Genomic DNA, 12,758 nt, shown 5'->3' with positions numbered 1-12,758 from the left:
TTATTTCTTTGCAGGGTCCTGTAAAAAGGTCTCTGATAATATGTGATACAGCTCTGGATGTTTATCTTTTAGTTGCTGAGGCTTCTCAAAAAAGTACTCAGAAACAACTGCAAAGAATTCTGCTTCATTCGTGATGGCGTATGGATTGATATCTGATTTGCCCTTTTTTATATGCTGCATTTCCTGATGAATCATTTTTACCCATGGACGGGTATATTCATGTTTCATCAGGTTGTCGGGAACACCATCTGTTGCACCATCAGATTTGTCTAATAAATGCACAAACTCATGTATGGCTGTGTTCTCTTTATCCACAGCGTTGGAGAATCCGATCAATAAGGCCGAACGGGATAAGATCATTTGTCCATTCATGTAGCCTTCGCCTACCATACCAAGGATACTTCTCTCTCCGCCCTCAAACTGAAAGTCTTTATTAAAAGTATCAGGGTATAAAAGCACACTCGTTAAATTTTTATATCTCCAATCCTCAAAGCCAAACACTGGTATAATGGCACTGGAGGCAACTAATACGCGATCTAATGACTCAATTGTTATGCCGACGCCTTCTATGCGCACATAGCCTAAAAATGCAGCTAGCTTATCTTCAAACTTTAGTTTGTTTTCATCATTTAGCTGCTGGTAAAAATGTACGCGCTTTAATAGTAAGTCACGCTCTTCTTCCGTAAGCTTTACCATGTTCTTCGATTTAGAAGTATTGCCACGGAGTATAAAGTAGACCACAATGACAAATATCGGAATGAGGATAAACAGTATGGTATCCATAGTTTAAGCCTCCAGAATTTCAAGCTGTGTAATCACATCTGATTCTGTTATTGGGTAGGCCTGTCCATTTCTAATGCTCTGGTATACGGCTTCAAACAATGGCAGGTAATTTCCTGTAAGCGTAGGAATAGTTTGTTGTGTTCTTTTGCCTGCTTCATCAATAAGGGTTAGTCTACCCGTCTTATCGACAGGCTCTTTCCCATAAATTGCATCTGTAGGCTTTATGCCCTTCAACAATTGTTCTTCCTGTACATCGACTCTGTCTTTTATAAATGTACCATTGCTACCGTGCAATACAAATGCAGGCAGTGGATCGGCAACCAGAAGGTTGGCGTGTACAAAGACGTTAACGCTGTTTGGGTAGCTTAAATGGATGGAGAAATAATCATCTACTTTAGTGTCTTTTCTGTTTTTGCCCAGTATTTTGTTAAAACAATCAGGCTTGCCGAATAAACTGATGGCCTGGTCCAGTAAATGCGGACCAAGGTCGTATTGGAGTCCGCTCGCAGCCAGAGGTTCTTCTTTAAAAGTCTTTGGACCTATGGCAGCACGGTAGCGGTCAAATCTGAAATGTACTTCATTTAATTTCCCGAGTTGTCCGCTTTCTATGATTTGTCGTACTGATGTGAAGTCGCTGTCCCATCTTCTGTTCTGGTAAACAAATATTTGTTTATTTAGATTTTTAGCCAGGTTAAATAGTTCTTTAGCTTCGTTTGTAGTTGCTGTAAAAGGTTTTTCAACGAGAATATGCTTGCCAGCATTTAAGGCTCTTGAAGCATATTCATAATGGGTGTGGTTTGGGGTATTGATGACGATGAGCTCTATCTTTTCATCAGCAAGTAAGTCTTCAATGGTGTTGTAGCTAATGATGCCGGGATAATCGGCAGCAGCATTTTTATGGCTGCGTTCAGTTACAGCACGTAATTCGAATTCCGGATGGGCGTGGACAAAGGGTGCGTGAAAAACTTTGCCTGACATACCATATGCCATTATACCTGTTACAATTTTTGAGCTCATTCTTAATTTTTGTATGATGGATTATTTTGCTTTCGCTTGTTTATTCAAATGCTAAATTTACTTAAATCACTTTACAAGTATGTAAACTCATTATGGTTTATTGTAATAAAGCTGCATAGCTAATTGTATCTTTGCTGTATGAAGCCTGCAGAAACACATGCAAAATGGAAAATTTTGCAACAAAAGATAGCACAGGAGTTTGATTCTGATATCCCTGATTTGAAGGTGGTACTGTTTTTAATAGGTGTACAGGAACTTGGTAAAGGACCTGGCAAATATAGTAAACGCCAGAAAGAGGAATTGATGCATATCGCTACCTGTCGCTTGTTAAGCGAAATGGGTTTCTATGAACTGGAAGGTCTCGATCAGGACGGCTGGCCACACTGGAAGTTAGTTAAGCCGGTTCCATCTTTTGCGATGATGGAGCAAGAGCTATTGCTAAAATCACTGGCAATCCATTATTTTGAAGATATCTACGGAGAGCATCAGGACGCTGCGATTTAATTTGTAGTCTCCTAGCATAAAAACCCTTTAAAAATTGAAAACCCGAAGTACATTGTACAACGGGTTTTCGTTTTCATAGGTGGATGTAAATGTCTTGAACTATTTGCTTTTTTGCTGAGCTTCTTTTTTCAATTGATCGTTTGCAACGATAACCACTTCAACCCTACGGTTTGCAGCTCTACCTGCTTCAGTAGCATTGTCTTCAATTGGTTCAGAGAAACCTTTTCCAACGGTGATTAAGCGTGATGACGGAACTCCTTGAGAAACTGCATAGGCTTTAACAGCTGCTGCTCTTCTTTCAGATAAGCTCATGTTATAAGCTTCAGTACCTTTATTATCAGTATGGCCAATTACTTTAATGTCCGTTCCAGGATATTGATTGATTGAGCCAGCTAATGATTTGATGTTTGTTTTTGCTTGTGCAGTTAAATCAGATTTGTCGAAACCAAATAAGATACCACTGTCGAACTTAACGATAATACCTTCGCCTTCACGAATTACTTCAGCGTTAGGGATTGCGTTTTGTATTTCAGCAGCTTGCTTATCCATTCTTTTTCCGATAAAACCACCTGCAGTACCACCTACAGCAGCTCCAATAATGGCGCCTACAGCAGTGTTACCGGCCTTTTTACCAATGATAGCTCCAATTACACCACCGGTAGCAGCTCCAATACCTGCTCCTTTTTGAGTTTTTGTTAAACTATCGCAACCCTGAAATGCCATGGCACCAAGGGATAATGCTATACTTAATGTTGCTATTTTAAATTTTGAAGTCACCATAATCTTGTCTGTTTTGACGAAAGCTAAACAAACCTGATGCCAAGTTTTGTTGTTTCCGGTTTATAGGCACTTAGATTATTAAAAAAAGAGCAAAATGCGGTTGAATGTAAGGAGAGTGAAGGATGTGTAACTATGCTGTGACTATAATTCTAGACAATGTCTTTTATTCAGAAAAGTATTCTTCCAGTTCTTTTAGGGTGTTTTCGTCTTTATTGAAATCTTTAATGATCAGACCTTTTTCTAGCAGGATAATTCTATCGCACACCTCCGTAACATGATTTAAATCATGACTAGAGATCAGCGTTGTTATTGCACTTTCCTTTTTAAGGGATTTCACAAGTGTTTTAAGTCTGATTTGCGTAGTGGGGTCGAGGTTGGCAAAAGGCTCATCCAATACCAGCAGTTCGGGCTTTTGCATTAAAGCGGCGGCGATGCCAATTTTGTTTTGGTTGCCTTTAGAAAAGTCGCGGATGTATTTCCCCTTATTCAGAATCTCGCCATTAAAGAACTCTTCATATTGACTGAGATAATCGGTTACCTGTACAGATGTAAAATTATGTAGGCTTCCAACAAACATGAAATACTCTTCAGCTGTCAGGTAATCAATTAAAAAGCCTTCATCAAGGTAGGAAGCAGTATAATCTTTCCATTTATCACTACTGGCCACATCTATCCCTTTCGAAAATACTTGTCCATGGTCTGGGCGGATCAGATCCAACAGCATTCTGAATAAAGTCGTTTTTCCAGCTCCATTATTGCCAACCAGACCAATGGTCTCTCCGACATTAATTTTTAATTCGCTAATATTTACAACCGTTTTGTCGCCGTAAACCTTCTTTAAGTCTGTAATTTCTAAGATCATATTTTTCTCTAATGGTTCTCCCTGTACTTTCGTATGTGCTCAATGCTCTCAAACGTTCTCAAGCGCTTTCGAATGCGTTCGACCGTTAAGTTGCTCTAAAGCCTTCAGCAATTTTATATCTTCTCTTTTTTAATGATTTTAACAGGATCTCAATCCAATAGGAACGTGTAAATAATGCTGCTAATCCAGCTATGCCAAGGCAAGCAACTCCCCAGTAAGGATGGCCAGCTAATGAAAAAGGTAAATAGAAAACGTAGGGAATCAGGAAATAAGGAATTGTTAAGATAAACTGAGTGGCACTTACGCCCTGATAGTTAAATGTAGCGCCTTTATTTAAGTCGATAGCTTTGGAATTCCATGTTGCAAAATAGAGGACAACCACAGTACCTATGCCTATGTTATAAAAGTAAGCTGCAAGCTGTATGAATAAAAGCTTGAAGCTGATTAGTCCATAAAAGCTGGTTAGAATGGTTACTGCTGTCGAAATAATAGTAAAAAGCAGAAATTTTGCCTTAATAAAGTCCTTAAGGTTGGTTTTGTTTACGAGTAATCCGTCAAAGTGGGCCGCTTGCCAGCCAAACATGAACTGCCCATAGATACTAATGCTGCTCCCTGTCATAAATACAGCCGCAAAAATCATCATATTAAACTCATCCTTTTCTATTAATGACTTTTTATAAAACAGGAAGCCATAAAGGACAAAGAAGAGGCTCATCATTATGGCCGATCGGGTCCTTTTATGTCTAAGTATCAGCTTAATTTCCAGTGCAGTCAGAACGCCGACGGCTCCAAATCTGTCCAGAAAGGGATAATCAACGCTTACCCTTTTTACCTGCGCTGTGGTTAACTCCTCGGTATACATGTTGTTGCGCAAATACCTGGAGTTTATGATATAAATGATGACGGCGGCTAAGGAGAAGGTAAGACCGCTTAGTGGATATAGGATAAGAAAGCCAAATACCCGATTAGAGATTTCTGCAATAGAAAGGATATTAAAATACTGGAGTGATGCCAGTGTAGCAATGACAATAACAGCTAGTGTAATGGCTTTTGTACTTACAGTAGTGAGCCGCTTAATGAATAATGCCGCATAATTGTTAAAGGCACATAGTGAAACGATAGAGACAACGTACATTAAGGCGACAAGGGAGCCGTATACATCGGCAATGGCGGTACAACAGAAGGGGACAAATATAAACAGAGGTAATATGTTGAAGGCGCTAAATAATGACCTTAGGTTTAAGAAGTTTACTATTTTTTGTCGGGTGATCTTTAAATGCAGATAAGGGACAATACTTAAAGTTGGCAGTTCCTGCATTTGAAGCCGCATTAAAAAGTCGAAGGTAAAATAATATAGGATAAAACCATTAAAGACATGAAAAACATCTTTTCCGGGTAATAGCTTTTCTATAATTACTTCCATTCCAAAGCCTACGGCAATGGCGATAACTATGATATAAAGTATGGCTAAACCCAGAAAGATTTGTGCGGCAATGCTAACACCCTTGTTTCTTGAGCGCCAAAACGCTTTCCATTGGTGACTTAAAAAGACCGCTATCATATTAATAGTTGTATTTGTTTTTCCAGTTTTTCCTTAGCTGTTCCCTTAGTTTGTCCTCCGCAGGATTATTTCCAGGATCGTATAGTTTTGTTCCGCTCAATGGCTCAGGTAAATATTCCTGTGGGGCAAAATTGCCTTCATATCCATGTGAATATTTGTAGTCTTTACCATATCCGATATTCTTCATCAATTTAGTAGGTGCATTACGAATATGCAGTGGAACGGGTAAATTACCTGTTTGTTTGACCAGCGCCTGCGCCTGGTTTATCGCTTCGTAAGCGGCATTACTTTTAGCAGAAGCAGCCATATAGGTTGCTGCCTGTGAAAGAATAATTCTTGATTCGGGATAGCCAATCACATTAACGGCCTGAAAACAATTATTTGCCATTAACAAGGCATTGGGGTTAGCATTGCCAATATCTTCAGCAGCCAGAATCAGTAATCTGCGGGCAATGAACAAAGGATCTTCGCCGCCCTCAATCATTCTTGCCAGCCAATAAACGGCTCCATTGGGGTCGCTGCCTCGTATTGATTTTATAAATGCTGATATGATATCGTAATGCTGTTCTCCAGCCTTATCATACAAAGCCAGGTTTTGCTGGGCATGTGCTAAAACATTCTCGTTGGTTAGTACTATTTTATTGCCACCAATGCCATTAATTGCAATTTCGAGTACATTGAGTAGTTTTCTGGCATCACCTCCGGATAAACGAATTAAGGCTTCATGTTCCTTAATCGTAATTTTTTTCTCTTTTAGGAGTACGTCTTGTTTAATGGCTGTTTGCAGTAAGCCGGCCAGTTCATCTTCATCCAGTGCTTTGAGGATATAAACCTGGCAGCGTGACAATAATGCGGAGATGACTTCGAAAGATGGATTTTCTGTTGTAGCACCAATTAAAGTGACCAGTCCACGCTCAACAGCACCTAGCAGGCTATCTTGTTGCGACTTACTAAATCTGTGGATCTCATCAATAAACAGGATCGGCAGGCCCATGAAACTATCTTTCAATAAAGCTGCACGGTCTATCACATCCCGGATGTCTTTAACACCTGAGTTAATCGCGCTCAGATTAAAGAAAGGGCGGTCCAGCGTTTGCGAAATGATGTAGGCAAGTGTTGTTTTTCCTACTCCGGGTGGCCCCCAGAATATCATCGACGGCAGTTGTCCGCTTTGTATGGCCTTTCTTAATACTGCATCAGGCCCTACCAGGTGTTGTTGCCCAACATATTCGTCCAGATTCTGTGGGCGCATACGTTCGGCTAAAGGAGGGAGATTTTGCATAAAAGTAAAGATACAAAAATGTGGGTTATCCCTCCTCTAACAAGAAGCATTTACTACGACGCTTTTGGTTTCTTTTTCCAGAATTTACGTTTTGGCTTTTCTGCGCTTGTACCTGGTTTTCTTGCAGCCTTCGGTGCTGATGGATCTGCTGCGGTTTCAACCGGGGCTGCGCCAATATGTTCCGGCAAAGGCATTCTTTCAACTTCTTTTTCAATTAGTTTCTCGATGCTAGCCAGTTTGCGTTTATCCCTATTGTTTACCAGTGTAATGGCTGTACCTTTTGTCGCTGCTCTGGCTGTACGGCCAATTCGATGCACGTAATCTTCTGCATCATGAGGTACATCAAAGTTCACTACCAGGTCTATGCCTTCAACATCAATACCGCGACTTAAAACATCAGTTCCGATAATGATTGGCAGCTGCTTGTTTTTAAACTTCAGCAATATCCCTTCTCTCTCTTTTTGTCCAAGGTCAGAATGAAAGGCTTCAGCTTTAAGACCCAGTGTTCTGAATACTTTACCAAGGTTTTTTACCTTTTCCTTTGTTGAGGCAAAAACAATAATGCTTTTGTACTCATTTGTTTTTAAGATAGAACTTAACAAAGGCACTTTTTGCTCATCATGAATCATGTATACCTGTTGAGAAATTCCTTCTGCAGGCTTAGATATGGCAAGACTGATTTGCTCTGGATTGTTGAGTAGGGTTGCGGCAAGCTTCCTGATTTTTGGAGGCATTGTGGCCGAAAACATAACCGTTTGTCTTATCTGTGGCAGGTAACTTACAATCTTCACGATATCATCGTAAAAACCCATGTCCAGCATCCTGTCGGCCTCATCCAACACCAGGTGCTGTAATTGATCAAGCTTTAGTACTCCTGAAGAAAGATGTGAGATCAGTCGGCCCGGAGTAGCAATAATGATGTCTACGCCTTCACGCATAGATCTTTTTTGCTGCTCATAGGCAATACCGTCGCCGCCACCATAAACGGTTAGGGAGCTGATATTGGTAAAATAAGAAAGCGCCTCTACCTGCAAATCTATTTGCTGGGCGAGCTCTCTTGTTGGGGCCAGTATCAATGTATTGTTATGACGCACCTCAGTACCAGCAATCATGTTCATGATGGGTAAGAGATAGGCGCCTGTTTTTCCTGTTCCTGTTTGTGCGCAGGCAATTAAATCTTTCTTAGCTGAAATGAGTGGAATCGCCTGCTGCTGGATTGGGGTTGCATTACGGAACCCCATTGCTAATAACCCTTCTAGTAGTTCGGGGTTAAAATTAAAATCTTTAAAATCCAATATACTTTTATGTTGTTAGTATTTACCGTATAAAAGTAACCTTTTTATTTTACTTATTCTTATCTGCGTAGCCAAACACCTTTTGTAAGAGCGGAGTAGACCTTGATCCCAGGCTCTCTCTGATCTTAAGTTCTTCCTGTGCTACCTGTATAAACATCCCATCAATAGCTTTTTGAGCTACATAATCAGAAAGGTCAGTGCTAACAGGTTTCACCATTGGAAGTCTGTTGTATTGATTGGCGGCATCTCCCCAATATTTGGTTGCACCGACTTTGGCCAGACTGGTATTGATTGACGGTTTAAATTTTTCCATCAGCTGGGCAGTCGTAACTCTTTTAAAATAGTTGGTTGCTGCATCTTTGTTACCGAGCAATATATTGGTAGCATCTGTAATGGTCATTTGTTTGATCGCCGAAACGAAGATTGGCTTTGCTTCCTTTGCAGCATCTTCCGCAGCGCGGTTCAGACTTAAAATTACATTGTCAGCCAATTTTCCCATCCCCAGTGTACGTAAGGTTTTCTCTACCTTTTGTGCTTCCGGAGGGAAAAGGATTTTTACCGCCATATTGCCCATAAAACCATCTTTTGCCGAAAGTAAATCTGCACCGCGTGATGTTCCTATTTCCAAAGCTTGTTTTATCCCGGATGCGATCTCTAATGTGCTTGGCGTTCCAGTGGTTGTTCCGGTTCCAGTCGTTGTTTTACTCCCTATTACTGTTTTCAAGACATCTCCAATTTTAAATTGAGCCTGAGCGGTAGCAGCATTCATTAAAAAACAGGCGAATAGAGCCGGGTAAACAAGTTTTGTGCGTTTCATTATCGTGTGATTGGTTATTTTTTGATCGAAGATAGCAAATCTTCGGCCATTAATTTTGCCGACTTGGCCAGTCTAATGAATTCAGAACGATAACCCTCTTTGTCTGTTCCCATTGCTTGTGTGGCCGTACGGATTACGTGGTCAAACGTGGCATTTTGCTTAAAGTCTGATTGCCTTAACAGCATGCCAAATTCAGCTACGCTTGCTGCGAATTTAAAGTTACTACTCGCACTTTCAAATGAGGCGGATTGATCGACAACAGCCTCCTGTAAAAGTTTACTCGAATCCCCATCAGGGTCTTTATAGCGAAGTTTTACGGTGAGCATCTCTTTGCTATTTCCACTGCGGGACTTTTTGTTTTCCTGGTATTTTAAATCATCTACCGAACCCGAAAAGCTACTCTTTACGCCAGTAGGGATCACTTCATATAGGGCTGTTACCGTATGTCCTGAGCCCATCTCACCGGCATCTTTTTTGTCGTCGTTAAAATCTCTGTCTTCCAGTAACCTGTTTTCGTAACCAATTAAACGATAGGCCTGTACTTTGTCGGGATTAAATTCAACTTGTAATTTTACATCCTTGGCAATGGTAAACAGTGTGCCACCAAATTCGTTAATCAGTACTTTTCGTGCTTCGCTGATGTTATCGATATAAGCATAATTTCCATTCCCCTTATCAGCCAGGGTTTCCATTTTGCTATCTTTTGTATTACCCATGCCATACCCCAGCACCGTTAAAAAGATCCCGGTTTTACGTTTCTCTTCAATCAGGCTTTCCATGTCTTTATCACTAGATGCACCTACGTTGAAATCGCCGTCTGTGGCCAGGATCACTCTGTTATTTCCTCCTTTGATATAGTTTTTTGAAGCTATATTGTAGGCCAGTTCAATTCCGGCGCCACCTGCAGTTGATCCTCCTGCGCTTAATGCATTCAGCGCATCTTTGATTTTGGCTTTATCATTTCCAGATGTAGCAGGTAATACCAGACCGGCATTCCCTGCATATACGACAATGGCTACCTTATCTTTCGGACGTAGCTGGTCGGTTAATAATTTGAATGAGGAAACCAGTAAGGGAAGTTTGTTAGCATAATTCATCGAACCTGATACGTCGATTAGAAACACCATGTTCGATGCAGGAAGGTTGTCTGTTGATATTTTTCTTCCCTGCAATCCAATCTGTACTAATTTGTGCTTCGTATTCCATGGTGCAGTGGCAATTTCTGTAACAATATTCACCGGGTCTTTGCCCTTTGGTTGCTGATATTCATAATCAAAGTAATTGATCATTTCTTCAACTCTCACCGCATCCTTAGGAGGTATGCCACCATTGTTGATGAATCTGCGGACATTGCTATATGCCGCTGCATCTACATCAATAGAGAAGGTAGATAGCGGATTTTTGTAGGTATTTTGAAAGCCGTTTTCTTTAATGGAAGCATAGCTTTCTGTGTTGGGCTGTGTAGGATTATAGGATTTATTTGAACTACTTACTCCTCTAATCATAATATTTTGTGATGCCGTAACTACCGCCCCTGTAGTTTGACTTTTCATTTTGGGAGCATAGCCGGTTATAACTACTTCGCTCAGCGTCTGGTGGTCTTGCTCCAGGGCAACATTGATTACTTTCGATTTACCGATTTTTACAGTAAGGGTTTTATAGGCTAAGTAAGAAAACCGAAGTTGCTGAGTATTGTTTTCGACCGTAATACTGTATTTGCCTTCTATGTTTGTTGTTACGTATTTATTGACTGATGTACTTACGATTACACCGGGGGTCGGCTGCCCGTAGGTTTTATCGGTAACAGTTCCTGTAATTATTTTATCTGATGCGCGACTTTCCTGAAAGCCCATAAATATCAGCAGAAATAGAGGTAGTAATATCGTTTTCATAGTCTTCTGTTTTTTTAATGATGTCGGCTTTATAGAATTTCCATACCAGTGTCAGAAAATATTTTTATACTTGAGCAGATTATGTCATAAACAGCCCTTTGAAGTTTATAAAAAATAACGCCAGGATACAGGAGCAAGATGATGCTGCTTTAATTGCACACTACAAAAGTAGCGGCAATCTGGAAGCATTGGGTAAGCTCTACAACAAGTATATGCACCTGGTATTTGGGGTTTGCCTGAATTATCTGAAGGATGAGGAGCAAAGCAAAGATGCAGTAATGCAGATTTTTGAAGAGCTGGTATTGAAGGTAAAAATCCACGAAGTACAGAACTTCAAAAGTTGGCTGCATGTGCTTACCCGTAACCATTGTTTAATGGCGCTCCGCAAACAATCAAAGAATACTACCGTCTCAATAGATGATACTTTTGTGGAAAACACTGATTTTGTGCATCTTGATATAGATGATACGAAAGAGAGGCAGCTAACCGTTATGGAAAAGTGTATGGAGACGCTTTCTAAGGAGCAGCGCGTGAGTGTTGATCTGTTTTATTTACAAGAGAAATGTTATAAGGAAGTGGCAGACCTAACAGGTTATGAAATGGTGAAGGTGAAGAGTTATATCCAGAACGGGAAAAGGAATCTTAAAATTTGTATAGAAAAGAATAACGGTGAATAAGGATTGGTTAGATATAAGTGTTTTAGAAGATTACCTTGATGGTAAGCTTGATGCTAAGACCATGAACAGGGTAGAGCGTGAAGCTTTAGACGACCCATTTGTGGCTGAAGCATTGGCGGGCTTAAGCGAGTCGCCAAAACGCTCCCTGCAATCTATATCCATGCTTCAGAAGCAATTGCATGAAAGGGTTGCCGAGCTTCAAAGTGTAAAGAAAACATCAGTCATTACCTGGCAGCGCTTAAGCATTGCGGCAACTGCTGCGGTGATGTTTATTGCAGTAAGCGTTATGTTCTGGATGCGTGAAAATAACCTTCAGAAGGAACTGGCAGGCAGACCTAAAAAGGTTGATGTAGCCATTGCACCAAGAAATCCTGCAGAAACACCTGCGGTACAGGCTGATCAGGTACAAGAGAAGGAAATTGACCAGGCGATTAAGGATGCAAAAACGAATACCTATGCAGCGAGGGTAAAGCCGAAAATCAAATCGGCTATTCCCCAGACCGCGCCACAACAATTAAATGAGGTGGCAATAACCGGATATGCTGTTCAGCAGAAACGAAGCATGACTGGCGCAGTTTCTTCAGTAATGGTGTTAAATGCGACAAATGTATTGAGTGGCAAAGTGGTCGCTCAGGATGATGGAAAACCTTTACCTGGAGTTTCTGTAAGGATTAGCGGTACCGATTTAACTGCGGTTACAGACAGCAATGGCGAATTTAAAATCAAAGCAGATACTGCTATAAAAGAGGGAAAGCTTTATGTTAGTTATATTGGGTTTAAACCGATGGAGTTACTCGCTAAAGCGAACCAACCTGTAAATGTCTCCCTGGCGCCGGATCATCTGGCGTTGAATGAGGTAGTGGTTACAGGTTTTGGTAAAGCAAAGAAAGAAAGGATAATGGATAGCGCTAAACTTAATACAGGAACTCCGAGGTACACTACAAATGTTCAGATCAGAGGCCTGAGCACGCTACCAAATAAGGAAGCAATGATTTCCAATCCTATTGGGGGCTGGGAAAAGTTATTTGAGTATATCAAGACAAACAATACTTTCGCTAAGTCTGAAACGGCAGGGCAAAGTGTTGAACTGAGCTTTAATATCGACAAAGATGGAAGCCCTACAGCGATTAAGGTGTTAAAAGGTGCTGATGACAAGTATGAAGAGGAAGCAATCAGATTAATCATCAATGGTCCTAAATGGGAGCAGCCGAAGAAGGCGGGCAGCAAGATGACTTTTATAATAGATTTCTAGATAAATAAAAAGCCGCAGTTATAAACGTTATAAACT

12 protein-coding genes are annotated in these 12,758 nt (G+C 40.7%); 3 read left to right on the top strand and 9 right to left on the bottom strand.

Annotated elements, in window-relative coordinates:
* Positions 1-783, bottom strand: a complete 783-nt coding sequence (locus B9A18_RS06635; RefSeq protein ID WP_084288412.1) for a M90 family metallopeptidase — start codon at positions 781-783, stop codon at positions 1-3.
* A gap of 3 nt (positions 784-786) precedes the next feature.
* Positions 787-1,800, bottom strand: coding sequence for a Gfo/Idh/MocA family oxidoreductase (locus tag B9A18_RS06630; protein WP_084288410.1), 1,014 nt, complete (start codon positions 1,798-1,800; stop codon positions 787-789).
* 138 nt (positions 1,801-1,938) lie between these two features.
* On the opposite strand from B9A18_RS06630, the gene B9A18_RS06625 reads away from it, so the two are divergent.
* On the top strand, positions 1,939-2,304 hold the full coding sequence (locus B9A18_RS06625; RefSeq protein WP_084288408.1) for a hypothetical protein: 366 nt from the start codon (positions 1,939-1,941) through the stop codon (positions 2,302-2,304).
* A gap of 99 nt (positions 2,305-2,403) precedes the next feature.
* On the opposite strand, the gene B9A18_RS06620 is transcribed toward B9A18_RS06625, so the two are convergent.
* The 7 genes from B9A18_RS06620 to B9A18_RS06590 all read right to left on the bottom strand — a co-directional run bounded on the left by B9A18_RS06620 (position 2,404) and on the right by B9A18_RS06590 (position 10,793).
* Positions 2,404-3,084 (bottom strand): YiaD family glycine zipper/OmpA-like lipoprotein, encoded by a 681-nt coding sequence (locus B9A18_RS06620; protein WP_084288406.1) that lies wholly within the window; start codon positions 3,082-3,084, stop codon positions 2,404-2,406.
* A 163-nt stretch (positions 3,085-3,247) separates the two neighbouring features.
* A complete protein-coding gene (locus B9A18_RS06615; RefSeq protein WP_084288404.1) occupies positions 3,248-3,946 on the bottom strand; it encodes an ABC transporter ATP-binding protein in 699 nt (232 codons plus the stop codon).
* Positions 3,947-4,031: 85 nt separating this feature from the next.
* Positions 4,032-5,507 carry a DUF5687 family protein gene (locus tag B9A18_RS06610; protein WP_084288402.1) on the bottom strand — a complete coding sequence of 492 codons (1,476 nt, stop codon included), beginning with the start codon at positions 5,505-5,507 and terminating at the stop codon, positions 4,032-4,034.
* A gap of 1 nt (position 5,508) precedes the next feature.
* Positions 5,509-6,789 (bottom strand): replication-associated recombination protein A, encoded by a 1,281-nt coding sequence (locus B9A18_RS06605; RefSeq protein ID WP_084288401.1) that lies wholly within the window; start codon positions 6,787-6,789, stop codon positions 5,509-5,511.
* A 53-nt stretch (positions 6,790-6,842) separates the two neighbouring features.
* A complete protein-coding gene (locus B9A18_RS06600) occupies positions 6,843-8,084 on the bottom strand; it encodes a DEAD/DEAH box helicase (RefSeq protein WP_084288399.1) in 1,242 nt (413 codons plus the stop codon).
* Between the two features lie 49 nt (positions 8,085-8,133).
* Complete coding sequence (locus B9A18_RS06595) at positions 8,134-8,901, bottom strand: DUF4197 domain-containing protein (RefSeq protein ID WP_084288396.1); 768 nt, start codon at positions 8,899-8,901, stop codon at positions 8,134-8,136.
* Between the two features lie 14 nt (positions 8,902-8,915).
* The gene (locus B9A18_RS06590) at positions 8,916-10,793 is read right to left on the bottom strand and encodes a vWA domain-containing protein (RefSeq protein WP_084288394.1); all 1,878 of its coding nucleotides are present in this window, start codon (positions 10,791-10,793) and stop codon (positions 8,916-8,918) included.
* A 98-nt stretch (positions 10,794-10,891) separates the two neighbouring features.
* On the opposite strand from B9A18_RS06590, the gene B9A18_RS06585 reads away from it, so the two are divergent.
* Positions 10,892-11,470, top strand: coding sequence for an RNA polymerase sigma factor (locus tag B9A18_RS06585; protein WP_084288392.1), 579 nt, complete (start codon positions 10,892-10,894; stop codon positions 11,468-11,470).
* Positions 11,463-12,722 (top strand): energy transducer TonB, encoded by a 1,260-nt coding sequence (locus B9A18_RS06580; RefSeq protein WP_084288390.1) that lies wholly within the window; start codon positions 11,463-11,465, stop codon positions 12,720-12,722. Before B9A18_RS06585 ends, B9A18_RS06580 begins: the two co-directional genes overlap by 8 nt.
* The last annotated feature ends 36 nt before the right edge of the window (positions 12,723-12,758 follow it).

This window comes from Pedobacter nyackensis (assembly GCF_900176505.1).
Classification (GTDB): Bacteria; Bacteroidota; Bacteroidia; order Sphingobacteriales; family Sphingobacteriaceae; genus Pedobacter; species Pedobacter nyackensis.
This window is presented reverse-complemented; position numbering and strand designations above follow the sequence as displayed.